The organism is Cellulomonas sp. NEAU-ZC6 (assembly GCF_056844425.1).
Genome location: NZ_JBXFYH010000001.1, coordinates 1,615,414 through 1,641,416, shown reverse-complemented (window position 1 = coordinate 1,641,416; position 26,003 = coordinate 1,615,414). Strand labels below are relative to the sequence as shown.

At 76.1% G+C, this 26,003-nt stretch carries 20 protein-coding genes; 4 read left to right on the top strand and 16 right to left on the bottom strand.

The features are described from left to right. Positions 1–109: 109 nt before the first annotated feature. The 15 genes from AC1050_RS07515 to AC1050_RS07445 all read right to left on the bottom strand — a co-directional run bounded on the left by AC1050_RS07515 (position 110) and on the right by AC1050_RS07445 (position 19,853). Positions 110–1,303 carry a glycosyltransferase gene (locus AC1050_RS07515; RefSeq protein WP_482386728.1) on the bottom strand — a complete coding sequence of 398 codons (1,194 nt, stop codon included), beginning with the start codon at positions 1,301–1,303 and terminating at the stop codon, positions 110–112. After that, positions 1,300–2,343: a glycosyltransferase family 4 protein gene (locus tag AC1050_RS07510; RefSeq protein WP_482386727.1), complete on the bottom strand. Its 1,044-nt coding sequence runs from the start codon at positions 2,341–2,343 to the stop codon at positions 1,300–1,302. The genes AC1050_RS07515 and AC1050_RS07510 overlap by 4 nt, the downstream gene beginning before the upstream one ends. Continuing rightward, positions 2,340–3,872 carry an O-antigen ligase family protein gene (locus AC1050_RS07505; protein ID WP_482386726.1) on the bottom strand — a complete coding sequence of 511 codons (1,533 nt, stop codon included), beginning with the start codon at positions 3,870–3,872 and terminating at the stop codon, positions 2,340–2,342. The genes AC1050_RS07510 and AC1050_RS07505 overlap by 4 nt, the downstream gene beginning before the upstream one ends. After that, on the bottom strand, positions 3,869–6,007 hold the full coding sequence (locus tag AC1050_RS07500; RefSeq protein WP_482386725.1) for a glycosyltransferase: 2,139 nt from the start codon (positions 6,005–6,007) through the stop codon (positions 3,869–3,871). The genes AC1050_RS07505 and AC1050_RS07500 overlap by 4 nt, the downstream gene beginning before the upstream one ends. Before the next feature lie 52 nt (positions 6,008–6,059). Further along, on the bottom strand, positions 6,060–7,247 hold the full coding sequence (locus AC1050_RS07495; RefSeq protein ID WP_482386724.1) for a glycosyltransferase family 4 protein: 1,188 nt from the start codon (positions 7,245–7,247) through the stop codon (positions 6,060–6,062). After that, positions 7,244–8,131 (bottom strand): glycosyltransferase family 2 protein, encoded by an 888-nt coding sequence (locus tag AC1050_RS07490; protein WP_482386723.1) that lies wholly within the window; start codon positions 8,129–8,131, stop codon positions 7,244–7,246. The genes AC1050_RS07495 and AC1050_RS07490 overlap by 4 nt, the downstream gene beginning before the upstream one ends. Positions 8,132–8,183: 52 nt before the next feature. After that, positions 8,184–11,540, bottom strand: coding sequence for a discoidin domain-containing protein (locus tag AC1050_RS07485; RefSeq protein WP_482386722.1), 3,357 nt, complete (start codon positions 11,538–11,540; stop codon positions 8,184–8,186). A gap of 1 nt (position 11,541) precedes the next feature. Beyond that, entirely contained in the window at positions 11,542–12,366 is an 825-nt protein-coding gene (locus AC1050_RS07480) for an ABC transporter permease (protein ID WP_482386721.1), read from the bottom strand. 3 nt (positions 12,367–12,369) lie between these two features. Further along, positions 12,370–13,578, bottom strand: a complete 1,209-nt coding sequence (locus AC1050_RS07475) for an ABC transporter ATP-binding protein (protein ID WP_482386720.1) — start codon at positions 13,576–13,578, stop codon at positions 12,370–12,372. Beyond that, positions 13,575–14,681 carry a glycosyltransferase family 4 protein gene (locus AC1050_RS07470; RefSeq protein WP_482386719.1) on the bottom strand — a complete coding sequence of 369 codons (1,107 nt, stop codon included), beginning with the start codon at positions 14,679–14,681 and terminating at the stop codon, positions 13,575–13,577. The genes AC1050_RS07475 and AC1050_RS07470 overlap by 4 nt, the downstream gene beginning before the upstream one ends. Then, positions 14,674–15,843, bottom strand: a complete 1,170-nt coding sequence (locus AC1050_RS07465) for a glycosyltransferase WbsX family protein (protein WP_482386718.1) — start codon at positions 15,841–15,843, stop codon at positions 14,674–14,676. Before AC1050_RS07465 ends, AC1050_RS07470 begins: the two co-directional genes overlap by 8 nt. A gap of 327 nt (positions 15,844–16,170) precedes the next feature. Then, complete coding sequence (locus AC1050_RS07460) at positions 16,171–17,454, bottom strand: NAD(P)H-dependent oxidoreductase (RefSeq protein ID WP_482386717.1); 1,284 nt, start codon at positions 17,452–17,454, stop codon at positions 16,171–16,173. Continuing rightward, a complete protein-coding gene (rfbC, locus tag AC1050_RS07455) occupies positions 17,451–17,999 on the bottom strand; it encodes a dTDP-4-dehydrorhamnose 3,5-epimerase (RefSeq protein ID WP_482386716.1) in 549 nt (182 codons plus the stop codon). The genes AC1050_RS07460 and rfbC overlap by 4 nt, the downstream gene beginning before the upstream one ends. Beyond that, positions 17,996–19,024: an NAD-dependent epimerase/dehydratase family protein gene (locus tag AC1050_RS07450; RefSeq protein ID WP_482386715.1), complete on the bottom strand. Its 1,029-nt coding sequence runs from the start codon at positions 19,022–19,024 to the stop codon at positions 17,996–17,998. Before AC1050_RS07450 ends, rfbC begins: the two co-directional genes overlap by 4 nt. Before the next feature lie 4 nt (positions 19,025–19,028). Further along, entirely contained in the window at positions 19,029–19,853 is an 825-nt protein-coding gene (locus AC1050_RS07445; RefSeq protein ID WP_482386714.1) for a glucose-1-phosphate cytidylyltransferase, read from the bottom strand. Between the two features lie 457 nt (positions 19,854–20,310). Here AC1050_RS07445 and AC1050_RS07440 point away from each other — a divergent pair, with 457 nt between their 5' ends. Then, on the top strand, positions 20,311–21,159 hold the full coding sequence (locus AC1050_RS07440; RefSeq protein ID WP_482386713.1) for a polysaccharide deacetylase family protein: 849 nt from the start codon (positions 20,311–20,313) through the stop codon (positions 21,157–21,159). Then, complete coding sequence (locus tag AC1050_RS07435; RefSeq protein ID WP_482386712.1) at positions 21,156–22,559, top strand: glycosyltransferase family 2 protein; 1,404 nt, start codon at positions 21,156–21,158, stop codon at positions 22,557–22,559. Before AC1050_RS07440 ends, AC1050_RS07435 begins: the two co-directional genes overlap by 4 nt. 33 nt (positions 22,560–22,592) lie before the next feature. Here AC1050_RS07435 and lhgO read toward each other — a convergent pair whose 3' ends face one another. Next, the gene (gene lhgO, locus AC1050_RS07430; protein WP_482386711.1) at positions 22,593–23,810 is read right to left on the bottom strand and encodes an L-2-hydroxyglutarate oxidase; all 1,218 of its coding nucleotides are present in this window, start codon (positions 23,808–23,810) and stop codon (positions 22,593–22,595) included. Positions 23,811–23,969: 159 nt separating this feature from the next. On the opposite strand from lhgO, the gene AC1050_RS07425 reads away from it, so the two are divergent. Together AC1050_RS07425 and AC1050_RS07420 are read left to right on the top strand one after the other, a co-directional pair. Further along, entirely contained in the window at positions 23,970–24,839 is an 870-nt protein-coding gene (locus tag AC1050_RS07425; protein ID WP_482386710.1) for a glycosyltransferase family 2 protein, read from the top strand. Then, positions 24,836–26,002, top strand: coding sequence for a glycosyltransferase family protein (locus AC1050_RS07420; protein WP_482386709.1), 1,167 nt, complete (start codon positions 24,836–24,838; stop codon positions 26,000–26,002). Before AC1050_RS07425 ends, AC1050_RS07420 begins: the two co-directional genes overlap by 4 nt. Position 26,003: the final 1 nt, after the last annotated feature.

Sequence of the window (26,003 nt, the reverse complement as noted above, 5' to 3'; positions counted from 1 at the left end):
CGACCCGCCGCCGAGCGGGCACTCGACGTCCCCTCCCGCGTCGCTGAGGGGACGTCTACTGCCCGCTCGGCGGACTTCCGGACGGGATCGGGCGCAGCTCGGGCAGGGGTCAGCGGGAGCGGCGGACGCGGTCCAGGACCTGCTGCATCTCGCGGACGCGGTCGCTCCAGCGCGGGACGTCGGCGGGGGCCGGGCCGAGGCCCGCGGGGCGGTGCTCCGCCAGCACCCGGACCACGGCGTCCGCGAGGTTCTGCGGGGACGCGGTGGTGACGCGGTCGGCGGGCTGGTCGCGGAAGCCCGCCACCGGGGTCGCGACGACCGGGCGGCCCACGGCGAGGTACTCGTAGAGCTTGATCGGGTCGAGCGAGTCGGTGAACCCGTCGACCACGTGCGGCACCACGAGCACGCCGGCGTGCTGCAGGTACCCCGGCACCAGAGCCGCCGGGCGGGCGCCGAGCACCAGCGCGCCGGCCGCCTCCAGCCGCGTGAGGTCGAGCGCGTCGAGCAGCGGCGGCCCGACCAGCACCAGGCGCGCGCCGGTCGCGCGCAGGTGGGTCGCCAGGCGCAGGCAGGCCTCGACGTCCAGCCGGTCCGGGTGCAGCGTCCCGACGTACAGGGCGTAGTCGCCGTCGGGCAGGTCCGCCGGCCGCGCCACCGGGGTGCGGTAGCCGTCGACGTCCACGGCGTTGGTCAGCAGCGTGACCGGACGCGTCGCGCCCTTGGCGCGCACCAGCGCGGGGGAGCAGACGACCACCTCGGCGCACCCGGCCACCAGCACCTGCTCGGCCGCGCGGACCCGGTCCAGCTCGGCGGGCTCCCGCACGGCGCGCAGCCAGTCGTCCGTGACGTCGTAGAGCGCGCGCCAGCCGGTGGCGCGCAGCACGGCGGCGCCGTCCGGGTCGTTGACCCAGAGCAGCGGGTCCGCCATGCCGAGCCGGCGGGCCACGCGACCGACGGCACGGGCGCGTCGGTCGTCGCCCCCGGCGTCGAGCCGCCGCGGCAGCCACTTGGTCGGCCGGTACGCCCAGGCGCGGCCCTCGGGGGCGCCGTCGTCCGGGCCGAGCCGCCGCAGCCGGCGGCCGATCGTCGGGGACGCGCCACGCCGCAGGTCGTGCAGGTGGTCCACGGGCGGCTCGACGAACAGCACGCGCAGGTCCGGGTCGGCGGCGAGCAGCCCGGCCACCAGGTGCTGGTTGCGGCGCCACACCTCGTCCCACGGCTCCAGGGACAGCACGACGAGGTCGCGCCCGGTGTCGCGCGCGGGGCCGGCGGCCACGCCCGGCGCGGCGGAGGCGGCGGTCACCGGGTCGGGTCCGGGGTCAGCGGGGCGCCCAGCACGGAGGCGTACACCGCCGCGATGCCGTCGGCGTGCGTCTCGAGCCCGAACCGGCGCTGCTGCAGGGCGCGCAGCTCCTCGCCGTAGGCGGCCCGGCGCTCGGGGTCGTGCGCGAGCCGGGCCAGGGCGGCGCCGGCGGCGGCGACGTCCTCCTCCGGGACCAGGACCGCGCCGTCCGCGGCACCGACGGTCTCCGAGTGCCCGCCGCCGCGGCCGGCCACGACCGGCGTGCCGTGCGCCATCGCCTCGACGACGGACAGCCCGTAGGGCTCGTCGCCGCGCGGGGCGAGGAACACCGACGCCGACGCCAGCAGCGCGTCCACGTCGGACCGGGCGCCGAGGAACCGCACGGAACCCGCGACGCCGAGGTCGACGGCCAGCTCGTCGAGCCCGGGGCGCAGCGCGCCGGTCCCGGCGACCAGCAGCTCCCAGCCGGCGTCGCCCAGGCCGGAGGCGGCCCAGACGCGCAGCCCGACGTCGGTGCGCTTCTCCGCCTCCAGGCGCTGGGCCATCAGCACCACGGGCCGGCGCGCGCCGGCGTCCGGGTCGCGCGCGATGCTCGGCACACCCGGGTGCACGACGGTCGAGGGTCCCTCGACGCGGTCGGCGACGAAGGCGCTGATGGCCACCTGCGCGGCGATCCGGGGCCCGACGAACCGGCCGACGGCGCGGCCGAGGCCGGAGGACCCGCGGGTGGCGGCGAAGTGCCGGGTGGCCACGACGGGGGCCCGCGCGGCGACCGCGGCGGCCAGCTCGGCCGCGGTCATGTGCGCGTGCACCAGCCGGGTGTCCAGCCCTCGCAGCGCCCGGGCGGCGCGCAGCGGCGTGGCCGCGGGCGCCCAGCGCACCCCGGACCCGGCGAGCTCGGCCGGCATCCGCGCGGCGCTGCCGCCGAGCACCTGCACCCGCAGCCCACGGGCGTCCTGGGTGCGGGCCAGCGTGGTCACGTAGCGCTCGACGCCGGCGAAGGCGTCCGTGCACACCACGTGCACGACGTCGGTGGTCACGAGTGCTCCCGGTGGCCGACGGACTGGGGGACGCGGCGGCGGCGCGGCCGGCTGGGCAGCAGGTGCCGGGCACGGCGCCCGGCGGGGCCGTCGGCGGGTCCCGGCCGGCGCGCTGCTCCGCGGGGTGCCGCGACGGCCGCGGCCGGCAGCCCGTCGTCGCCGGCGCCCGACCGCAGGTGGTGCGCCTGCGCCCCGAGGCAGATCCCGGCGATCACGAACGGGATGGACACCTGCGCGGCCACCCAGAACAGGTCGAACTGCCCCTGCACGAACCGCATCATGACCATGACGAACGCGAGGGTGCCGTACCGCGGGTCGACCCGCCAGAGGATGACGAGGATCGCCGCGAACATCACCAGGAACCCGAGCAGGCCGATCAGCCCGCCGGAGGACAGCATCTCGAACTCGGCGTTGGGCGGCTGGAAGCTCTCGCTGAACCGGTCCGTGTACCACCAGCGCAGGCCGGCGCCGAACCAGGGGTACTCCTGCCAGATCAGCAGGGACTGCCGGAACCAGGTCAGCCGCTGGTACGCGGAGTTGTACTGGTCGCCGGACTCCAGCTGGTCCTGGACCAGGGAGCCGATCACCAGCGCGGCCCCGGCCACGGCCAGCAGCACCACCTTGGAGCGGTGCCGGTGCGGGTCCGGGCGCAGGGCGACCACGGCGATGGCCAGCGCGAGGCCGATCAGCGCCTGCCGGGACTGGGCGACCAGCGTGCCCGCGAGGAACAGCCCGAACAGGCCCAGGCACACCAGGTCGTTCCACCGCAGCCACCGCGGCCGGGCGTAGACGATCATCGCCGCGAACGCGAGCACGCAGCCGATGTAGTTCTTGTGCATCATCAGCGGCTCGTTCAGGTACACCGCGCTGAGGTCGCCCCCGCTGACGTTGACCGCGAACTGCGCGAGCGCCGCCAGTGCCACCACGACCGCGCCGCCGACGTACAGGCCCAGCGCGAGCCGCGCGTACCCGGCGGCGCCGATGGCCCAGCCGACCAGCAGCGCGCCGCCGACCAGCAGCCAGGAGTGGAACCACTCGACCGCGTTGGCGACGTACGGGTTGGCGATGACGGTGAACAGCACGGTCGCCTGGTAGAACGCCGAGGCCCACAGCACCCCGCGCATCGGCCGGGTCAGCGGGCGGCGGCAGAACAGCAGGGCGGGCCAGAACCCGATGAACAGCACGAAGTCGGAGACCGACAGCGCGCCGCCCACGCGGTTGACCAGGAGCAGCGCGGGCATCCCGAGGATCGGCAGCGCCAGCGGTTCGCGCAGGGACAGCCCGACGACGAGCACGGCCACGCCGACGCCGAGGGTGAGCCACGGCTCGACCGACGTGAGCAGCGCGAGCACGACGCCCAGCGCCACGAGCCCGCCGGCGAGCAGCACCCGCCGCCGGGGCGAGGCGCCGGGGACGCGCTCGAGCACGCCGGCGGTGAGGGTCGCGCGGTGCGGCTGCACCCCCGGGGCGAGGGCCGCGGGGGTGGTGACGTCCGGTGCGGCGACGTCGGGGGTGGTGGTGGTCGTCATGCCGCGGCCTCCCGCTGGGTCGGGTCGGGCGAGGTGGCGCGCACGGGGTCGGGGGCGGGGTCCGGCGTCCGGTGCGGGCGGGGCGCGCGCGGGTCGCCCAGCGCCGCCTCGGCGCGCAGCGGGCCGCGCAGGTACAGCCGCAGCCGCAGCCGGGCGGACGCGCCGCGCTCGCCGGGCAGGACCGCCCGCGGCACGGCGCCGAGCGCGACCGCCGCGCGGACCGAGGCCCAGCCGGCGGCACCGTGGTGCCGCCGGAAGTACCGCTCCTGCGAGGCGTGGAAGTGCGTCTCGCGGCGCGTCGGGTCCGCGCTGGTGCCGCCGCCGACGTGCTGCGCGAGCACGTCCTCGACGACCACCGACCGCCAGCCCGCGTCGTGCGCGCGGCGCTGCCAGTCCGTCTCCTCCGAGTAGAGGAAGTACGCCTCGTCGAACCCGCCGACCCGGGCCAGGGCCTCGGCGCGGAGCAGCAGCACCGAGCCGATCACGAAGCCGGCGGCGGCGTGGTCCGGCTCCGGCACGCCGAGGCCCGCGGCCTGCCGCCAGGCCCCGGCGGGCGTGGGGAACGGCCAGCGGACCCGCGCGGGGACCCCGGCGTCGTCGACCTGGGCCGGGCCCACGGCGGCGACGTCCGGCTCGGCGCGCAGCCGCGCGTGCAGCGCCCGGACCGTGTCCAGGTCCACGCGGGCGTCCGGGTTCAGCAGCAGGACGTCGGCGCGGGCGGCGCCGGGCCGTGCACGGTGCGCCGCCTCGACGCCGAGGTTCACCGCGGCACCGAACCCGAGGTTGGCGCCCGGGTCCAGGTAGCGGGCGCCGGCGGCGAGGGCGACCCGGCGCACCTCGGCGTCGCCGGAGTTGTCCACCACGGTCACGTCCAGCTCGCGGCCGAGCGGTGCCAGCGCGCGCTCGAGCAGCGCGGCGGCCCCGTACGCCACGACGACCACCTGCGGGTCGCCCGGGTCGCCGGCGGCCGGGACCGGCGGGGCGCCCGCGCCGGCGACCTCGCGGTACATCGCCTCGTAGCGCTCGGCGATCGCCGGCCAGGTGTACTCGGCGGCGCGCGCCAGCCCCGCGGCCCGCAGCCGCGCCGCGTGCTCCGGGTCCAGCGCGACCGCCGTCAGCGCGGCCGCGAGGGCCGGCGCGTCGCCGGGCGGGACCAGGACGCCCGCGCCGCCGACGACGTCGCGCAGGGCGCCGGAGTCGGAGGCGACCACCGGCACGCCCGCGGCCATCGCCTCGACGGCGACCCGGCCGAACTGCTCGAGCCAGCCCGGGGCGGCGACGGACGGCACCGCCAGCACGTCGAGCGAGCGGTAGAACGCGGTCAGCCCGTCGCCGGCCAGGTGGCCGTGGAACGTGACGCGGCCGGCGAGCGCGGGGGTGGCCGCGCGGCGGCGCAGCTCGCCCTCGTAGGGGCCGGCGCCGGCGATCGCCACGTGCAGCCGCGGGTCGGCCTCGGCCGCGTCGAGCAGCACGTCCAGACCCTTGTGCGGGTGCAGCAGGCGGCCGACGTAGCCGGTGCGTGCGGGGGCAGCCGCACCGACTACGCCGGCGTCCGTGGGGGCGCCCGCGTCCTGAGCGCCCGGCCCTGCCCGCCCGGCCCGGTCCTCGACCACGGCGGCAGGGGAGGGGACGCCGAGCCCGATGACGTGCGCGGGGGCGGTGAGGCCCTTGCCGCGGAGCACGTCGCCGGCCTCGGCGTTGCACACGCTGACCGCGCCGGCGCCCCGCAGGGCACGGCGCTCCCACCACCGGAACGGCGGCGGGTAGCGCTTGGCGAGGTTCTGCGCGGAGTACAGCACGTACGGGGTGCGCACCCGGCGCAGCGCCCGGAGCAGGAGGATCTCGGCCGTGGCGAGCGCGGCGGGCTCCTCGTGCAGGTCCAGCACGTCCCAGTCCTCGCCGAGCGCGCGCCAGATCGGGCGCGGGTCGTAGAGGAACACGTTCGGGTGGCGGCCGATCGTGCGCACGCCCACGACGTCCTCGCCCGGCTCCGGCTCCAGGTCGACGTCCCGGCCGCCCTCCGCCCACGTGCGGGCGCTGAGCGTCCGCACGGTGAGGCCGCGGGCGCGCAGGGCGGTCTCCCGCCCCCGCCACGCCGTGACGACGGCGCTGTGGGAGATCCGCAGGACGCGCATGGGGATCATCGTGCCGGTAACCCTCACAATTCGGACAACTGGTGCAAAAGGTTCACCCGACTGGCGCGGGTGAAACGCCCGCCACCTCGGCGAGCACCGCGTCGAGGCGGCCACGCGACCAGGCCCAGTCGTGCGCCAGGGCCCAGGCGCGGCACGCCGCGCCGATCCGGCGCCGCAGCGGCTCGTCGTCGGCCAGGGCCTCGAGCGCCGCCGCCAGCTCGTCCGGGTCGTCCGGGCGCACCAGCACGCTGGCGTCACCCATCACCTCCGGGATGCCGCCGACCGCCGAGGCGACCACCGGCACGCCGCTGGCCATGCCCTCCATCACCGTGAGGGCGAACGGCTCGGCCCACCGCGACGGCACGACCACCACGTCGGCCTGCCGGTACACCTCGGCCACCTCGGCGCGCGGGGTGAACGGCAGCAGCCGCACGCGCGTGCCGAGGGCCGCGGCGCGGGTGCGCAGGTCGCGCTCGAACGGCGACGGCGTCGCGCCGGCGTCGAAGTTCTGCGAGCCGACCAGGGTCAGCTCGACGTCGTCCCGGCCGAGCCGGGCGACGGCCTCCAGCAGCACGTCGGCGCCCTTGTCCGGGATCATCCGGCCCACGAACACGACGCGCAGCCGGTCCCCGCGCGCCGGGTCGGCCCGCGGGGCGAACCGGCTCGTGTCCACGCCGTTCGGGACCACCCGCAGCCGGTCCCGCAGCGACGCCGGCAGGTGGTCGGCGGTCTGCTCGGCGAGCGCACCGCTCACGCACACGATCGCGGCGGCCCGCCCCAGCACCCGGGTGGCCTCCCGGGCCGAGTACGTCCGCAGCAGCAGGTTGTGCGCGTACAGCACGGCGGCGTGCCGGTCGTGCACCAGCGGCACCAGCTGCGGGGCGTTGTGCGCCAGGACGACGCCCGGCGTCCACGCGTCCTGGCCGGCGAGCGCGGGTCGCAGCGTGCGCCGCACGCCCGGTCGCGGCAGCCCCAGCCGGCCGGCGAGCGCGTCGACGTACCGGTCGGTGGCGCGCGCCGGGGCGAGCGGGTAGCCGACGGGGTCCGCGGAGGGGTACCGGTCCGGGTAGGTGCCGTCCGCGACGGCCACCCGCGGTCGCGGCGTCGTGCCGGGCGGCAGCGCCGCGCACAGCCCGTCGACGACCGTCGGGATGGCCGAGCCGGTGCGGGGGGAGAAGTGGTCGCCGGGCGTCAGCACGTGCACCTCCGGCACCCGCGGCTGCGGTGCGGGCCCGGTCACGACCGCTGGCTCCGCGGCTGCAGCCCGAGCGCCGCCCAGACGTCGGCCGCGGGCCCGCGCCACCGCGGCAGCGTCCACGCGGCCGGGACGGTGGCCAGCGTGCGGGCCGCCTCGGCCGGCGGGAGCCCCGAGGACAGCACGCCCCGCACCAGCTCGACGCTGACCTTGGTGTGCGGGAACGCGAACCGGACGGACGCCGACGGCGCGTGCCACTGGATCTGCGCCTGCCCCTGCGCGGAGAACTGCTCGGCGTGCCGGCGCTGCAGGAACAGCTGCTCGGGCACCAGCTGGAACGGGCCGCGGCACGCGAGCTCGGCGAGGATCACCAGGTCGTTGCCGACGGTCGGCCGGATGCCGCGGGTGCTGCGCAGCGTCTCGGTGCGGTGCAGCCCGTAGAACAGGTGCGCCGCCTGGGCGCGCAGGAAGTGCCCGATGCGCTCGTGCGGGGTGGGCTCGTCGCACGCGAGGTCGGCGTCGTTCAGGTCCTCGGTGATGACGCCGCCGGAGTCGATGATCTGCGTGCGCGGGTAGACGAGCACGGTCGCGGGGTCGGAGTCGGCGAACGTCTCCAGGCAGCGCCGGACGAACGCGGGCCGCCGCACGTCGTCGGCCGCGGCCCAGGTGAAGTACGGCGCCCGCGCCTGGTCCAGCACCTGCATGAAGTTCCACCGGCCGCCGCGGTTCTCGTCGTGGCGCAGGTAGCGGATCCGCGGGTCCTCGGCGGCCGCGGCCCGGCAGATCTCCTGGGTGGCGTCGGTGGACCCGTTGTCCGAGATGACGATCTCGATGTCCGGCTCGTCCTGCTCGCGCACGGAGTCGAGCGCGGCCGGCAGATACTTCTCGCCGTTGTAGACGGGCATGCCCACGGTGGCCCTGGCAGTCATCGTCGTCCCCTCCGAGGGTCGCGGGTGGTGGTCGGTCGGCGGCGGGCGGGCGTCATCCCGCGTCCGCCGGTCCGTGGGCGGAGACCCGGACCAGCGACAGCGGCCAGGTCGGCTCGGGCGTGACGGGCTCCCACGCGGGCAGCAGCCCGCCGTTCTGGCCGGAGTACACGACGTCGGGGATCGTGACGCCGCGGCTCACGGTGCTCGGCGCCTGGACGCGGACCGCGGTCGCCGTCACCGGCTCGAAGACGACCTCGGACGTGCGGGCCAGGAACAGGCCGTCCTGGCTGCCGACCTCGTGCCACGCGCCCTCGGCGTCCTGCACGCTCACCGTGTAGGCCCGCAGCCCGGAGGTGCAGCACCGGATGCCGGCGCTCTCCACCCGGACCCGGTCCAGCTCGGCGGGCTCGGCCAGCTCGACCTCGACCCACGGGCTGACGTCCGGGCCGTCCGCCGTCCGGGCCCCCGCGCGCCACGGGTTGCCCGCGGCGCCGGCCTCGGTCACCAGGAGCGCCGGGTCGGTGCCCTCGGTGCTGGAGCTCGCGGTGACGGTGCCGCCGGCCAGCAGGTCCGCGCCCCGCGGGGTCGCGGCGGCGACCGCGAGCCCCGCGTCCTCGGGGGCCGTCACGAACACCGGGGCGCCGGTGACGGCCAGCGCGGCGGGCTCGCCGGCGGCGACCTGCAGCTCGCGGGTGCCGCCGTACAGGTCGGTCACCGTGACGGTGGCGTCCTGCGTCACGGTCACCGTGGCGCCGGTCACCTGGTCCTGGGTCCACACGGCGACGAGCGCCTGGTCCGCCACGTCCGCGCCGACGCCGCTGGAGGCGGCGCCGCCCGTCGCCGGGCCGAACGCCGTGGCGTGCACGGCGGGGTCGCCGGTGTCGAGCACCGTCGGGTCGTCGCGGCCGTGCAGGACGCCGGAGGCGGTCGCCATGGCCAGCGCGCCCGGCTTCACGAACGAGCCGACCTGCACCAGCGACCAGGTGAAGCCGCCCTCGCCCCAGCCGCCCTCGCTGAAGAAGTACATCCACTCGTCGACGCCCAGCTCGGACATCCGGACCAGGGTGCGGCCGACGTCGTAGGCCTGCGCCCAGTGGTTCGCGGGGCCGTCCGACCACCAGCCGGACTCGGTGTCCCACACGGCGGGCCGGTCGGCGCCGCACGCGTCGAGCATCTCGTCCAGCGCGGCGATCTGGCCGAGCGGGCCGTCGGCGCCCTCCTCGTCCCACGACCGGTTGAAGCCGGTGTAGGGGTGGATGCCCACGACGTCCATCGACGCGCAGCCGCCGGCGTCCACCAGCTGCTGGTACCAGGGCACGACCACGTTCAGCGCGTTGCCGCCGATGACGACGGCCCCGGCGTCGGCGGCGCGGACGGCCGTCGCGAACGGGGCCAGGACGCGGGTGGCGTAGTCGCCGCCGTCGCCGAAGCCGGTGTTGTTGGGCTCGTTCCACGGGGCCCACTGGTGCAGGTCCGGGGCGCCGGCGCGCAGCGCGGTGGCGATCACCCCGACCCAGGCGCCCCAGGTGCCGTCCTCGACGGCCTGGTGCTCCGCCTCGCCGCCCTGCCCGACCTGGACGTACAGCTGCACGTCGGAGTCGGCGGCCAGCGCGGCCGCGGCGGCGATGCCCGCGAACGGGTCGCCGTCCACCGCGCCCGGCAGGGCCGACAGGTCCAGCCCGGCGGCCGAGGGCGTCGCGGCGACGTCCGGCACCAGCCGGCCGAAGTCGAGCTGCACGCGGTGGCTGCCCACGCCGAGCTGCGCCGCGAGCTGGACACCGCGCAGCGGGCCCGCACCGCCCCAGTCGGCGCCGTCGGCCAGCGCGGCCGGGTCGTACGTCGATCCGGGCGCGCCGACGGCGTACCGCAGGCAGGTCGCGGTCCGGACCTCGCCGGTGCTCGTCTCGACCAGCTCGGCGTGCACCTCGTACGGACCCGGGCGCGCGGCGGGCAGCTCGAGGGCCACCTCGCCGCCGTCCGCGGGGATCGCCACGGTGCCTGACACCGGCTCCACCGGCGGGTCGAGCCAGGGGTCGCCGGTCACCTCGTACCGGAGCTCGTAGTCCTCGGCGAGGGCGCCGAACCACGGGGCGAACTCGGCGTGCACCGCGGGGGTGTCGCCGGGACCGAAGTAGTCGGTCTCCGCGTCGGTGGCCAGGCCGGCTCCGTAGCCGAGCAGGTCGAGCGTGGACGCGTGGTTGACGTCCCACGTGATCGGGGCGTCCAGCAGCAGGTCCAGGTCCGCGTCCTGCACGCGGGACAGCTGCAGGCCCTCGCCCTCCTCGCGGGGGGAGAAGAAGTAGACGGCGTCGCCCTGGCGCACGAACGGCGTCAGGTCCGCGAACCGGAACGTGGAGTGCTGGCCCTCGCCGGACAGCGCCACGCGCCGCCAGACGCCGTCGGGCCCGACCTCGACCAGGCGCCAGGTCGGACCGGCCAGCAGCAGGCCGCCGTCCGCGGCCGTCGCCACCCCGGTCGGGTGGTCCAGGGACGACGCGCGGCCGTTGGAGGCGCCGGACAGCGGGCCCTCGATGCTCAGGCCGGGGGTGCCGTCGGCGTCGTACCGCGTGATCGTGATCGCCGAGGACTGCTCGTCGGCGTCGCTCATCACCACCAGGGAGCCGTCGTCCTGCGGGTAGAACCGCGGGTAGACGCCCAGGTCGAGCTCCGGGCCGTCGCCGTCCACGGTGCCGTCGGCGCGCAGCAGCGCGACCTGGCCGGAGCCGCTGAGGACCACCGAGGCGAGCACGTCGTCCCGGCCCGCGGACCAGCCGAGCACCGCCGCGACCCGCCCGCGGTCGAGGTCGCCGAGGTCCCAGGTCGTCGACGGCTCGCCGCCGGCCCCCCAGAGCACGACCGTGCTGCCCCCGGCGGAGCCGTCGGTGGTGAGCACGCCGCCGTCCGCGGTCAGCGCGAAGCTGCTCGGCGCGGCCTGGTCGGAGTCGGCCTCGACGGTCACCGGCTCGGCCGGGCGGCCGTCCGCGGTCCAGCGGGAGACGGTCGTGGTGCTGCCGTCCTGCCGCAGCGCGGCGACGTGCCCCTCGACGGCGGCCAGCTGCGTGGGCACCCCGGTGCCGGCGTCGGGGACCAGGGCCTGGACCTCCGCGACCGGGGCGTCCGCCGCCAGCGCTGCGTACCGGTCGGGGTCGGCGACGCCGCACACCCGCGCCGCCGGGCTGCCCGCGGCGGGGACGGCGGCGACCGCTCCCGCGCCCGGGTCGTCGTCGGCCGCGGTGAGCTGCCACAGGCCGACGCTCCCGGAGGCCGCGAGCACGGCGGCCAGGCCGAGGACGACGGCGCGGCGGCCGCGGTTGGCGGGCCGGTCGGGCCGGTCGGGCCGGTCGGGCACGGCGGAGCCGTCCGGCCGGTCGGAGCTGGCGGGGTGCGGGGCGGGCGTCGGCGCGCTCATGTCAGATCACGTCCGCGAAGCCGCGTTCCATCTTCGAGAAGATCAGCGCGCCGCCGACGAACACCACGACGCTGACGCCCGCCGTCGCCACCATCTGCCACGCCTCCGGCTGGGCGAGGTCGAGCAGGGCCCACCGGAACCCCTCGAGGATCCAGGTGAGCGGGTTGATGTCGAACAGCCAGCGGACCTCGCTGCCCACCTCGGACAGCGAGTAGGCCAGCGGCGAGGCGTACAGCAGCGTCTGCAGCGCGAACGGCACGACGTAGGCGACGTCGCGGAACTTCACCATCAGCGCGGAGCAGGCCATGCCGATGCCGGACGCGAGCAGCACCGTCGCGAGGATCCACAGCGGCAGCGTGAGCAGCGCCCAGCCCGGGTTGATCCCGTAGACCACCAGCAGCACGATCATCAGCACGGACGCGACCGCGAAGTCGACCAGCACCGACAGCGCCGACGACAGCGGCACCAGCAGCCGCGGGAAGAACACCTTGGACACCAGCGCCTGGTTGTTCACCAGCGAGGGCGCCGCGCGGCTGACGATGCCGTTGAACAGCGTCCAGGCGAGCATGCCGGCGAACGAGAAGACGAAGTACGGCACGCCGTCGCTGGACAGGTTGGCGATCTGCCCGAACACGATCGAGAAGATGCCCGCGCTCAGCAGCGGCTGCAGGATCACCCAGATCACGCCGAGCGCGGTCTGGCGGTAGCGGAGCTTGAGGTCGCGGATGCCGAACCGGGTGAAGACCTCGCGGGCCTCCCACATCTCGCGCCACGCCGGCAGCGGCAGGCGGCCGGGCGGGTTGATGACAGTCGTGCGCGTGGCCACGGGTCAGCGCCTCTCGTAGTCGAAGTCGGCGAGGACGAGGCCCGCGTCGAGGCCCTCGTCCGAGACGGCCTGCGGGTACGGCAGCACCGGGTGGATCTCGAACCGGCCGGCGCCCTCGAACGAGTCGAGCACCCCGGACGAGCAGACGAACAGGTCGACCGTGTACTCGCCGGGCTTGAGCCACGGCTCCTTGATGGTGAGCGCGATCTTCTGCTCCTGCGCCGGGTCCAGCCACAGGCCGGTGACCCGGGAGTCGCACTGCAGCACCGTGGTGCCGCGGGCGTCGTTGATGTGGCAGGACACGAAGTACTTGCCGATGTAGTCCGGGTTGGCGGACACCAGGAACTCGACCGTCTTGGGCTCGGTGGTCTTGTACAGCGGGCTGGTGACGGTCGCGGAGGTGATCCGGACCTCGCCCGTGCCGGGCCGGCGCTCGATGTCGGTCTGGCTGATCGCCACCCGGTCCCGGCTGGTCTGGTACAGCTCGATGGCGTCGTCGACGGTCCCGTGCATGACCAGCTTGCCGTGCTCCAGGAAGATCGCCGAGGAGCACAGCGACTTCACGGTCTGCACCTGGTGCGACACGTACAGCACGGTGCGGCCGTCGGCGGCGACCGAGCGCATCCGCTCGATGCACTTGGCCTGGAACTCGGCGTCGCCGACCGCCAGCACCTCGTCGACCGCGAGGATCTCGGTGTCCAGGTGCGCCGCGACCGCGAACGCGAGCCGGACGTACATGCCGGACGAGTAGCGCTTCACCGGGGTGTCGAGGAACTTCTCGACGCCGGAGAACGCGACGATCTCGTCGAACCGCGCCTTGATTTCGCTCTTGCGCATCCCGAGCAGGGTGCCGTTGAGGTAGACGTTCTCGCGGCCGGTCAGCTCGGGGTGGAACCCGGTGCCGACCTCGAGCAGCGAGCCGACGCGGCCGGCCAGCTCGATCCGGCCGCGGGACGGCGCGGCGACGCGGGTCAGCAGCTTGAGCAGCGTGGACTTGCCGGCGCCGTTGCGGCCGAGGATGCCCACGGCCTCGCCGCGGGGGATCTCGAAGGACACCTCGTCCAGCGCGCGGAACTCCTCGAACTGCGGGCGCTGCAGCGGGTGCCGCAGGCGCTGCAGCACCGCCTCGGCCGCGGTCGACGGGGCGTCGTCCGCGGTGGCGATCCGGTAGGACTTGCCGACCCCGGAGGCCCGGATGGCGACGTCGGTCATGTGTGGTCTCCGTGCTGCTCGACGGTGCGGGCGGGGGCGGGGGTGGTCGTGCGGGCGCGCCGGCGGGCCGGGCGGCGGTAGAGGCGCTCGTAGGCGTCCGCGACCGCGGTGAGCGAGAACGTGCGGGAGCGCTCCAGGCCGGCGGCGGCCAGCGCGGCGCGCCGGGGGGCGTCGCGCAGCAGGTCGGCCAGCGCGGTCCCGAGGTCGTCCAGCTCGGCGAGCACCGCGGCGCGGCCCTCGTCGCTGACGTACCGGGCGCCGACGTTCGGCGTCGCGACCACCGGCAGACCGCTGGACATCGCCTCGGCGTAGGGGATGCCGAAGCCCTCGTAGGACGACGGCAGGCAGAACACCCACGCGCGGCGGTAGGCGTCGGCCAGGTCCTCGTCGGACAGCCGGCCGAGCACCCGGATGCCGGGCCCCGGGTCGACCGGGGCGTCCCGGGTCACCATCCACAGCTCGGCGTCCGGCACCTGCGGGCGGACGTCGCGCAGGAACGCGGCGGCCAGGTCGGCGCCGCGCTTGCGGCCGTGCCAGGTCCCGACGAACAGGACCACCGGGTGGTCGGCGCGGCCGGCCTCGTCGCCCGGGGTGAACCGGGTGGCGTCGACGCCGTTGGGGATGACGTCGTGCGACCGCGGCACCCACCTGCGGGTCTGGGGGGACACCACGACCACCCGGTCGGCGACCACGGACGCCAGCACCTCGGTGAACCCGAGCAGCAGCATCCGGAGCTTCTCCTTGGCGCCGCGGATGTGCCGGGCCTCCTCGAAGCAGGACCCGTGCACGGTGCGCAGCTGCAGCGGCGCGCGCCGGCGCCAGAGCCAGTAGTCGTCGCCGTGCGCGTGCACCACGTCGTAGCCGGAGTAGTCCTGGCGCCGCAGCGCGCTCGCGAACCGGAAGGTGCGCAGCGAGCCGGACATCTTCACGTGCCGGTGCCCGTAGGTGGCGCCGGCGACCGGCGGGCAGTCGCTGAACATGTCGACGTGGTGGCCGCGCCGGGACAGCTCGGTGGCCAGCTCGTGCGCCTGGAAGCCCACGCCGATCTTGCTGCCCGACGGCAGGTAGTAGGACAGCATCGCGATCCGCAGCGGGTCAGCCATGCGCGACCCCGTCGGACGGCGCGTCGGACAGCAGGTCGTGCGCCGGGGTGAGCACCCGGGCCGGTTCCGTCCGCAGGGTGATCGACTCGGTGAGGCCCTGGCGCAGCGCCTCGAGCCAGCCGTGGCCGTGCTGCAGGTCCGGCTCCAGGTAGTTGCCCTCGGCCCACTCGTTCCAGGACTTCACCCACAGCAGGCGCTCCTGCGCGGGGCGGTCCTGCAGCGTCGCGACCGCCTGGCGCACGTGCCGGCCGAAGATCTCCGGCGACGACCCGGTGACCGCCAGCCCGCGGGTGCCGGACCGGGGCGTGTTGTCCCAGCTGGGGTAGACGCACGGCTGCAGGCGGTCCGAGATGCCGGCGGGCGCGGGCTGGAAGTCGGCCGCGTGCGGGTAGACCTCGGGGCGGCCCAGCTTGCGGCCGACCCGCATCCGCAGGACGTCGGCGCGGGTCTGCCGCGCGGGGATCCGCATGTACACGCCGGCGTCGAACCCGGCGCCGTCGACGTCGGTGTACTTGGGCCCGCGACCGAGCAGGTCGGAGACCTCGGCGACCAGGTACAGCCCGGGCAGGCCGGCCGCGCGGGCCATGGCCTGCCAGCGGTCGACGAACTCCGGCGCGCTCGGCAGGTCCTCCGGGCGGAACACGTAGAACACCGGCTTGTCGTCGACGCGCAGGTAGCGCTCGTCGCGGAACGCCGGCAGCAGCGAGTCGAAGTGCGCCTGATCGTCCTCGGGGCCCGGGTAGGTCTGCTCCATCAGGACGCGGTCGCTCGCGCCGTGCCAGATGCCCGACCAGGTCTGGTTGGCCCAGGCGAGGCAGAACTTCACCGACGGCGCACCGGAGGCCAGCACCTCGGTGAACGGCCGCTCGAGGATGCGCCGGCCGCCGCCGAACCAGTAGTGCCAGTACACGAACGCCTCGACGCCGTACCGCTGGGCGAGGTCGCTCTGCGCCTCGCGCGCCTCGGGCATCCGCAGGTCGTAGAAGCCGAGGTCGGCCGGGATGTGCGGCTGGACGTGCCCCCGGAACAGCGGCCGGGCCTTGGCGGCGTTGGTCCACTCGGTGAAGCCGGGGCCCCACCACGCGTCGTTCTCCGGCACCGGGTGGAACTGCGGCAGGTAGAACGTGACGGCGCGGGCGGCCGGGTCGGTCGTTGCGGTCATCGGCGGTAGCCCTTCGTGCAGCGGCGGCGAGGCGAGCTGCGTCGCGGTGTGGACGGCAGGCCCGTCCGTGAGCAAGCGGGGCGGGGGAGACGGGGGGTCCCCCTCAGGCCCGTTCCTGCGACAGAGTCTATGAGTGCATTTGTCCGGTTTGTCCCGGGTCCCCGGGTGAACCGGCGGGCATCCGGGTGATGCTCCGCCCGGACCCGCGCCCACCGCCGGGCACCCCGGTCGCCGGCCGTTCCTCGCCGGACCAGCCGAGAGATCGGCTGGCCCGGCGAGAATCGGCTGGGGTTGCGCGGGGCTGCCGGTGGCTGCGCCGCGGGCGGGTCAGGCCAGGGCGGACTGGGCGTCGCGGAGCTGGTCCACCAGGCGACCCTCGGGGAGCACCACGTCGCCGTAGGTCAGCGTGGCGTCCTTCGGGACGTCGCGGACCAGCGTGCAGCCCTCGGCGACGCCGACGGGGAGCAGGCGCTCGTCGCGCGTCACGTCGGCGCGCTCGGCCTGGCCGTAGTAGTGGTACCCGCCCAGCGCGTCCAGGACGGTGCCCGCCGCCAGGTCGGTCTTGGCCGTGGTGACGACCTCGACCGACGGCGCGCCGAGCGGCCGGATGGTCGCGTCCCCGAGCAGCGCGGCCCGGGCGATCGTCGTCGGCACCTCGAAGTGGCACAGGTGGTACGGCTGGTAGAACGAGTAGAGCGGCCCGGTGCCGAGCTTGTAGAGCTCGAGGTAGTGCCGCTGCTTCGGGTCGTCGTGCGTGGCGAGCACGTAGACGCCGGGCCCGGGGCGGGCCCCGACCACGTAGTCCACGGCCCCGCCGAGCGCGCGCAGCTCGTCCACGTCGTACCGCGTGGTCAGCTCGTCGACGTGCCCGTCGTGGTCCATGCCGAGCATCCCCCGGCGGTGCACGGACATGCCGGTGGCGTTGGCGACCAGCGCCTGCTCGACCGACACCTTGGTGCCGTCGGCGAACGACGTGACCATGTGCGGGTCCTGTCCCCAGCGCTCGGCGAACGCCTTCTGGGTCGTCGGGGTGCGGTACTCGTCCTGCAGGCCCTTGATGTTGCCCGCGACCAGCGGCGTGAGGCCCAGGCCGGTGACGAACCGGTGCAGGTTCATCTGCACCCCGGGCTGGTCGCCGTCGCAGCCGGTGTAGACGACGCCGGCCTTGTCGGCCAGGCGCGCGAGCTCGGGGCCCACCGTGGCGTCGACCTCGGCGTTCATCAGCACCAGGTGCTTGCCGTGCTCGAAGCAGGCCAGCGCGACGTGCGCCCCGAACTCCACGGCGCCGGTCACGTCGACCACCACGTCCACGGCGTCGGACGCGATCGCCACGAGGTGGTCGGCCGTGACGGCGGGGGTCCCCGCCGCGGCGGCCCGGGCCAGCGCGGCGGGCGAGTCCACCTCGACGACGCCGGTCAGGCCCGCCTCGGTGTACGCGCGGACGCCCTGCTCCGGGCGGCGGGCGACGATCGCGACGACGTCCATGCCGGGCACCGAGTTGACGATCTGGTTCACCAGCCCGCGGCCCATGAACCCGGCGCCGACCAGGGCCACCCGGATCGGCTTCCCGTCGGCCTGGCGCGCCTTCAGCAGCGAGTCGACGACGATCACTCCGCCACCCCCACGGGGGCCTCGACCAGCGGCCACGCGGCGTCCTTGCCGGAGATCACCGTGACCGGCAGCGGCCACGCGATGCCGAACGCGGCGTCGTCGTACCGGAAGCCCTGCTCGCCCTCGGGCGCGTAGGGGCCGCTGACCTGGTAGGTCACCTCGGCGCCGTCCGTCAGCGTCTGGTAGCCGTGCGCCACGTACGGCGGGATGAACAGCGCGCGCCGGTTCTCCGCGGTCAGCTCGACCATCACGTGCTGCCCGTAGGTCGGGGAGTCCGGGCGGACGTCCACGGCCACGTCGACGATCGCGCCGGCGGTGCAGCGGACCAGCTTGCCCTCGGCGTACGGCGGCACCTGGCGGTGCAGGCCGCGCAGCGTGCCGGCGGCGTGGTTGTACGACAGGTTGCACTGGGCGACCGTCGTGTCCAGGCCGTGCGCCTCGAACTCGGCGACGTCGAAGGTCCGGGCGAAGAAGCCGCGGTCGTCGCCGCGCAGCTCCAGGTCGACGACCAGCACGCCGTCGACGGCGGTCGGGGTGTACTTCACGGGGCCACCGTCCAGAAGAGCTGCGGGTCCACCTGGCCGGTCTTCAGCAGGTGCTCGATCTGGGCGAGGCGGGTGTGCCCGCGCCCGGTGAAGGTCTCGGTGTCGAGCTGGATCTGCTCGAACACGCGGTGCAGCTGGGCCGCGCCGGCGGCTGCGTCCCAGTCGGTGTCGAAGCCGGGCAGCACCTCGCGGATCTTGGCGAACGACACCCGGTAGGACCGGTTGTCGGCGCTCGGTTCGCCGAACGACACCTCGCAGCCCGGGAACTCGGCGCCGACGGTCTCGGCGATCTCGCGCACCGTGTAGTTGTTCGCGTCCGCCCCGACGTTCAGCACCTGGGCGTGCACCGTCTCGCGGTCGGCGTCCAGCACCGCGCGGATCGCCTTGGCGATGTCCAGGCCGTGCACGAGCGGGCGCCACGGCGTGCCGTCCGACGTCATCGCGATCCGGTGCGTCGTCCAGGCCAGGCCGGCCAGGTTGTTCAGCACGATGTCGAACCGCTGCCGCGGCGAGGCTCCGAAGGCCGTCGCGTTGCGCAGGAACGTGGGGGAGAAGTCGTCGTCCGCCAGGGCGGTGACGTCGCGCTCGACCAGCGCCTTGCACCGGGCGTACGCCGTCTGCGGGTCGGTGGGGCTGGTCTCGTCCACCGTGCCGTCGGCCACGCCGTAGACGGAGCAGGACGACATGTAGACGAACCGGCTCACCCCGGCGCGCTTGGCCGCGGAGGCCAGGGCGACGGAGCCGTGGTGGTTGATGTCGTAGGTGACGTCGCCGATCCGGTCCCCGATGGGGTCGTTCGACAGCTCGGCCATGTGGACCACCGCGTCGTACCCGGCCAGGTCGTCCGGCGTGACGTGCCGGATGTCCTTGACGAGCGTGTGCGGGGTCTCGTGGACGCCGTTGTAGAGCCAGCCGTTCTTGTAGTAGCCGGTGTCGAGGCCGGTGACCTCGTCGCCGCGGCCCAGCAGCGTCGGTGCGAGCAGGCTGCCGAGGTAGCCCTCGGTGCCGGTGACCAGGATGCGCACGCGCTCAGTCCTCCCAGATCTTCCAGGGGGCGCGACCTGCGTCCCACAGTCCGTTCAGCTCCGTCCAGTCACGGAACGTGTCCATGCCCATCCAGAAGCCCTCGTGCTCGTAGACCGACAGCTGCCGGTCCCGGGCCAGCTGCTGCAGCGGCGCGCTCTCGAGCATCACCGCCGGGTCGTCGTCGAGGTACTTGTCGACGAACTCGCGCTCGAAGACGAAGAAGCCGCCGTTCACCCAGCCGTCGGCCAGGGTGGGCTTCTCGTTGAACTCCACGACGGTGTCGCCCTCGACCCGCATCTCGCCGTAGCGGCTGGACGGGTGCACGCCGGTGAGCGTGCCGAGCAGCCCCTGCTCGACGTGGTGCTGCAGGGCGCCGGTGATGTCGACGTCGCCGATGCCGTCGCCGTAGGTCAGCGCGAACCGGTCGGCGTCGAGGTGCTGGGCGACGCGGCGGATGCGCGCGGCGGTCGCGGTGGTCAGCCCGGTCTCGACGAACGTGATCTCCCAGTCCTCGGCGCCGGCGGCGTTGTGGAACACCGGCTCGCCCTCGGGCCCCTGCGCGCCCAGGCGCAGCGTGAAGTCCGAGGTGAGGTGGCGGTAGTCGAGGAAGTACTGCTTGATCAGGTCGCTCTTGTACCCGAGGGCCAGCACGAACTTGCGGAAGCCGTGCTCGCCGTAGGTCTTCATGATGTGCCAGAGGATCGGCCGGCCCCCGATGTCGACGAGGGGCTTGGGCAGCTTCTCGCTCGCCTCGCGGAGGCGCGTCCCCATGCCGCCGCACAGGATCACCACCGGGATGTCGGCGGGCGTCAGGTCGCCAGCGGTCATGGCTCCTCCTCGTGAGGGGGTGGGTGGGGTGCGCCGCGACGGGCGGCTCTGGGTCGAGGCTAGTCGGGGCATTTCGGGCCAGACAGGTATGAACGGGTGAAAACCGGACATTCCGCCCGAACGAGCACGAGTCGGGCTCGCGGGCCCACCCGGGCGGCGCAGTCGTTCGTCCGGACGGGTGGTGCGCTCGTCCGGTGCGGGTGAGTGCTGGGCCGTTCGGGTGACGGGCTCGGGCGCGCCACGTCGGGGGCGTCCGGCCGGGCGTCCGGGGGCCCGGCCCGCAGGTCCGGGAGGCGGCGCCGGGACCCGTCGGACCCGGAGCGCCTGCCCCGAGTGGCCCTCCCTGTCGAGCAATCGGGTGAAAACCGGCAAAACGGACATGGGCGCCGGTCAGGGAGCGGCACACTGCTCATCGCGGGTCGGTGCCGGCGGCCCCACGACACCCGAGGGGGAGCGCATGACCGCCCAGCAGGCAGCGACCCCGACCGGCCCCCCGGCGGCGCCGTCGCGCGGTCGTGGCCCCGGCGAGGTGCACGTCCTGCGCCGCGACCTCGGCGACTTCGGGGCCCCCGCGCCGCGTCCGGTCCGCCGTCGCGCCGGCCTGCGGCTGGCGGCCCCGCTGCTGCGCCCGTTCAGCTGCACGATGTGCGTCGAGACCGCCGACCCGGTGCTCGCCCTGACCTACGACGACGGGCCCGACCCGGCGCACACCCCGGGCCTGCTCGACCTGCTGGCCGACCGCGGGGTCCGTGCCACCTTCTTCGTCCTGGCCGACGCCGCCGTCGCGCACCCCGGGCTGGTCCGGCGGATCGTCGCCGAGGGCCACGAGCTCGCGCTGCACGGGGCCGACCACACCCGGCTGTCCACGCTGCCCGACCGCGACGCCGTGGCGGTCGTCGCCGACGCGCGCCGCCGGGTCGAGGCGGTCGCCGGCGTCCCGGTCCGGCTGTTCCGGCCGCCGTACGGCGCGCACACCGCCGGGTCGCTGCGCGGCTGGCGCCGGCTCGGCCTGGACGTGGTGATCTGGTCCGGCTGGGCCGCCGACTGGTACGACGACGCGCCCGAGGCCGTCACGGCGCGCGCCCGCCGCTCCGTGCACCCCGGCGGGATCCTGCTGCTGCACGACACCCGCGCCGACCCCGAGGCCCTGGGCCCCGGCGAGGAGCTGCCGCGCTTCGACCGGGCGGCCGTCTCGGCCGCCCTCATCGACCCCCTCGCCGACGAGGGCTGGACGTTCGACACCGTGGGCGGGCTGCTCGCCCGGTACCCGCGGGTGCGGACCGTGATCCGGGAGCTGATGTCATGAGCGGCCTGCGGGACGCGGTCGCCCGCCCGGCGACCGGCCTGGAGCTGAGCGTCGTGATCGCCGCGTACGACGCCGAGGACACCCTGGGCGAGCAGCTCGACGCGCTCGCCGCGCAGCGGGTGCCGTTCGCCTGGGAGGTCGTCGTCGCGGACAACGGGTCCACCGATGGCACCCCCGCCCTCGCGCGGTCCTACGCCGGCCGGCTGCGGATCCGCGTGGTCGACGCGTCGGCGACACCGGGAGCGGGCGCGGCCCGCAACGTCGGCGTGTCGGTGGCGCGCGCGCCGCTGGTGGCGTTCTGCGACGCCGACGACGTGGTGGCCGACGGCTGGCTGGCCGCGATGCGGGCCGCGCTCGAGCGGCACGCGTTCGTGGCCGGGCGGTTCGACGGCACCCGGCTGAACTCCGCGTCGGTGCTCCGCAGCCGCGAGCTGCCGCAGCAGCACGGACTGCAGGAGTCCGCCCGGCTGCCCGGCCTGCACGCGGCGGGCGCGGGGAACATGGGCATCCGGGCCGACGTGTTCCGGGCGGTCGGCGGGTTCGACCCGCGCTGCCTCTACCTGGAGGACGCCGACCTGTGCTGGCGGGTGCAGCTGGCCGGCGTGCCGCTCACGTGGGTGCCGGAGGTGGTGCTGCACGTGCGGCTGCGCGGCAGCCTGTGGTCGACGGCGCGGCAGGGGTTCCACTACGGCACCGGGGAGCGCTGGCTCGCGCTCCGGTACCGCGAGCAGGACGAGCGGCTGCGCGACCTGGTGGCGGTCCGCGCCGCTGCGGCGGCCCGAGCCGCCCGGGTTGCCGAGGCCCCCGCGGGCCCTTCGCACGGGGACGCGGAGCGGACCGCGTCCGCCGAGGACGCCCGCCGGCCCGGCGGTGCGCTCAGCGGGGCGGCGCTCACGGGCGCCGCGCTCGGGATGGCGCTGACGGACGGCCTGGCGGGGGTCGCGGTGGCGGGCGACGTCGTCGCGGGCGCCGCGCTGACCGGCGCCGGGCTCGCGGGTGCCGGCCGCCGGTCCGCCGCCGGCCGCGCTGCACGCCGCGTGGCCGCGACGGCCGGTGACCTGGCCCGGGTCCGCTCGGCCGGGGACCTGGGGCGGTGGTGCTGGGACCTCGGCTGGGGGCTGGGGTACGCGTTCGGCCGGGTCGAGGTGCCCGAGCCGGTCGAGGTCCGCCCCACGCTGCTGGACCCGAGCGGGACGCCGTCCCGGTCCCCCGCGGTCGTGCCGCCGGCCGCGGGCGCCGCCCCGGAGGCTGCCGGCCCCGGGGCTGCCGCTCCCGCCGGTGCGGGGGAGCAGGGCAACGTACAGCAGGGCACCGCGCAGCAGGGCCTCCGGCAGCAGGGCGTCCCGGCCCCCGCGCCGGGGCCCGACGCGCCCGTCCGCCCGGAGGCGCTCGCCTCCTGAGCCCCCGCCCGGCCGCGGTCGCCCGTCGGCGGCTCAGGCGGTGCGCGCGGGCAGCGCCGCGTCGAGCTCGCCGACCAGGTGCCGGGCGATCTCCAGCGACGCGGTGGCCGCGGGCGACGGCGCGTTCAGCACGTGCACCTGCCGGCCCGACGCCTGCACCAGGAAGTCGTCCACCAGCCCGCCGTCGCGCCGCAGCGCCTGCGCCCGCACCCCCGCGGGTGCCGGCACCAGGTCGCCGGCGGTGATCCCCGGGACCAGGCGGGCCAGGCTGCGTGCGAACGCGTGCCGCGACAGCGACCGGCCCACCTCGGCCGCACCGGGCACGAGGTTCTTGGCGGCCAGCCGCCACAGCCCCGGCCACGCCAGGCTGTCGGCGACGTCCCGCGGGGACACGTCGGTCCAGGTGTAGCCCTCCCGTGCCAGTGCGAGCACCGCGTTCGGGCCGGCGTGCACGTGCCCCTCGACGCCGCGGGTCAGGTGCACGCCGAGGAACGGGAACCGCGGGTCCGGCACCGGGTAGATCAGCCCGCGGACCAGCTCCCCGGCCTCGGGGGTGAGCTCGAAGTACTCGCCGCGGAACGGCACGATCCGGGCCTCGGGCTCCAGTCCGCAGGCGCGGGCGACCCGGTCGGCGTGCAGCCCGGCGCACACGATCAGGGCGTCGGCCTCGCGGTCGGCCCGGGTGGTGCGGATCTCGACCCGCCCGGGTGCCCCGGGCGCGTCGGGGACGGTGCGCGCGGCCAGCACCTCCTCGCCGAACAGGATCCGGCCGCCCGCGGCCTCGACGTCGGCGGCGAGCGCCCGGCAGACGGCCGGGTAGTCCACGATGCCGGTGCTCTCCACCCGCAGGGCGGCGACGGTGCGGACGTGCGGCTCGTGCTCCCGGGCCTCGGCGGGCGTGAGCCGGCGGGCGGGGACGCCGTTGGCGACGGCGCGGTCCGCCAGCTTCTCCAGCCCCGGCACCTCGGCCTCGGTGGTGGCCACGACGAGCTTGCCGCACACGTCCACGGCGACGCCCCTGTCCCGCGCGTACGCGACCATCGACCGCGCGCCGGCCGTGGCCATGGTGGCCTTGAGGCTGCCGGGCGCGTAGTAGAGCCCGGAGTGCACGACGCCGGAGTTCCGGCCGGTCTGGTGCAGCGCCAGGCCGTCCTCCTTCTCCAGCACGGTCACCTCGTCGCCGCGGGCGGCGAGGCGGGCGGCGACGGCCAGCCCGACGATCCCGGACCCGACGACGACGACGTGGCTCATGGGGGTCTCCTGCGGGTGCGGCGGTCCGGCGCGGGCCGGGCGGACGGCGTGCCCGCGGGTCCGACGCTAGCCGCCTGATCTGCGCCGTATGTCCGTTTCACCCCAATTCACCCGTCGGGCGGTGCCCGGCACGAGGGACCCCGATCTACGCTCGACGGCATGACCCCCCCGAGCACGGTGAGTGCCGTCGTGTACTCCCGGAACGAGGCGGACCTGCTCCGCGACTGCCTGCCGCGGCTGGCCGACTTCGACGAGGTCGTGGTCTGCGACATGGGGTCGACGGACGACACCGTCGCCGTCGCGACGCAGCACGGGGCCCGGGTCGTCCCGGTGCCGGACGCCCCGGTCGTCGAGCAGGTCCGGCAGCGCGGGATCGACGCCGTCACGACGGACTGGGTGCTGTTCGTCGACGCCGACGAGCACCTGCCGGCGGGCTACCGCGCCGCGCTGCAGCCGGTGCTCGACGGTCCGGAGGACGTCGCCGGCGTCCGGGTCCGGTTCGACAACGTGGCGTTCGGGCGGATGCTCGGGCACTCGCTGCAGGGCAGCGCCAAGTACGCGCTGCTGCGGCGCGGCCGGGCGCACTACGCCGAGCCCGCGCTGGCGCACGTGCCGCCGGTGCTCGACGGGCGCGGCGTGGACGCGCCGCCGTCCGTGCCCGCCATCGCCCACCTGAACTTCCGCTCGGTCGCGCAGACGACGGAGAAGATCGTCCGGTACGCCGACAACAACCCGGCGCGGTTCACCCGTCTGGACGACCCCGTCCTGCTGGTCCGCGAGCTGCTGCGGTCCACGGTGTTCAGCGGCGCCTGGCGGGACGGGCGCGCGGGGTTCGCGGTCGCCGCGCTGCACACGTTCGGCCACCTGTACGGCTCGCTGCTCGAGGCCGAGCGCACCGGTACGCTCGGCGGTGACCTGCCGCCGCGCACCACCCGGCTGCTCGGCGCGGTCGCCGGGACCCAGCGCGCGGCGGTGGCGGCACGCGACGGCCTGCGCCGCCGGGTCGCCGGTGCCCGGGGCGGACGGTGACCGCCCCGCCCGCGCGGCGTCTGCTGCACGTCACCCGGATGCCGCCCAGCCCCAGCGGCGTGGCGGCCTACGCCCTGGCCTTCCGCGCCGTGCTGGCCGAGCTCGGCCAGGTCCGCACCGAGCAGCTGCCGCCCGCTCCCGCCGCCTCGCAGTCCGCGGCGCTCGCGGTGCGCCTGACGCGCCGGCTCCTCCTGCTGGTGCGGCCGGCCCGGACGGGCGACGTGGTGGTGGTGGAGCAGGCCGGGCGCGGGCTCGCCGAGTTCTGGGCCGCGTGGTGGCTCGCCCGCCGCGGACGCCGGGTGTGGCTGATGGTGCACGACGTGCCCGAGCTGTCCGGCGGCGCGTTCTTCACGACGCTGCTGGACCGCCGCGGCGGCCGGCGCGTGGCGGCGGCGCTCTCCGGGACGCTCGGCCGCCGCGCGGAGCGCGACCTGCTGGAGCGGGCGGAGCGGGTGCTCTGCCTGTCGCCCGCCGGCGCCCGCGCGCTGGAGACGGCGCACCGGCTGGACCGCGCGGTCGAGGACGTGCCGCACGTGGCCACCGCCACCGCGGCGACCCTGGAGGGGCGGTCGGAGGTGCTGGTGCCGGGCTACGTGGCGTCCGCCGACGACGTGCTGCCGCTGGTGCGGGCCGCCGGCGACCTGCCGCCGGGCTGGACGCTCGTGGTGGGCGCGTGCGCCGACGACACCGAGGACCGGCTGCGGCGGGCCGCCGCCGAGCACGGCACCGCCGACCGGGTGCGGCTGCTGGGCTTCCAGGCCGAGGCCGACGTCCGGGCCGCGTTCGCGCGCGCCGCGGTCGTGGTCCGGTGGCGCCGGGACGGCTGGTCCGGCGGCGGCGCGTACGCCGTCAGCGGCCCGCTGGTCGCCGCGATGGGCAACGGCTGCGCCGTGGTCACCAACGACTCCCGCGGGGCGACGCACCTGTTCGGGCCCGGCGGGGTGGTCGTCGTGGGCGACGGCGCTGCGGGGGAGCGCGAGCTGCTCGACGCGGTGCGGGCGCTCACCACCGACCCGGCCGACCGGCGCCGGCGCGGCACCGCGGGCCGGGACCTCGTCCGGCGCGAGCACAGCCCGGCGGCGATCGCCGCGCGGCTGCGGGACGCGGGCGAGCACGAGCACGAGCACGAGCACGCGGGCGTCGCCCGCGGAGAGGACGGCTGAC

Coding starts and splice junctions, on each gene's coding strand:
- AC1050_RS07505 (WP_482386726.1), bottom strand. CDS start 3,872: ATGACGACCACCACCACCCCCGACGTCGCCGCACCGGACGTCACCACC.
- AC1050_RS07500 (WP_482386725.1), bottom strand. CDS start 6,007: ATGCGCGTCCTGCGGATCTCCCACAGCGCCGTCGTCACGGCGTGGCGG.
- AC1050_RS07490 (WP_482386723.1), bottom strand. CDS start 8,131: ATGACTGCCAGGGCCACCGTGGGCATGCCCGTCTACAACGGCGAGAAG.
- AC1050_RS07485 (WP_482386722.1), bottom strand. CDS start 11,540: ATGAGCGCGCCGACGCCCGCCCCGCACCCCGCCAGCTCCGACCGGCCG.
- AC1050_RS07475 (WP_482386720.1), bottom strand. CDS start 13,578: ATGACCGACGTCGCCATCCGGGCCTCCGGGGTCGGCAAGTCCTACCGG.
- AC1050_RS07470 (WP_482386719.1), bottom strand. CDS start 14,681: ATGGCTGACCCGCTGCGGATCGCGATGCTGTCCTACTACCTGCCGTCG.
- AC1050_RS07465 (WP_482386718.1), bottom strand. CDS start 15,843: ATGACCGCAACGACCGACCCGGCCGCCCGCGCCGTCACGTTCTACCTG.
- AC1050_RS07445 (WP_482386714.1), bottom strand. CDS start 19,853: ATGACCGCTGGCGACCTGACGCCCGCCGACATCCCGGTGGTGATCCTG.
- AC1050_RS07440 (WP_482386713.1), top strand. CDS start 20,311: ATGACCGCCCAGCAGGCAGCGACCCCGACCGGCCCCCCGGCGGCGCCG.
- AC1050_RS07435 (WP_482386712.1), top strand. CDS start 21,156: ATGAGCGGCCTGCGGGACGCGGTCGCCCGCCCGGCGACCGGCCTGGAG.
- lhgO (WP_482386711.1), bottom strand. CDS start 23,810: ATGAGCCACGTCGTCGTCGTCGGGTCCGGGATCGTCGGGCTGGCCGTC.
- AC1050_RS07425 (WP_482386710.1), top strand. CDS start 23,970: ATGACCCCCCCGAGCACGGTGAGTGCCGTCGTGTACTCCCGGAACGAG.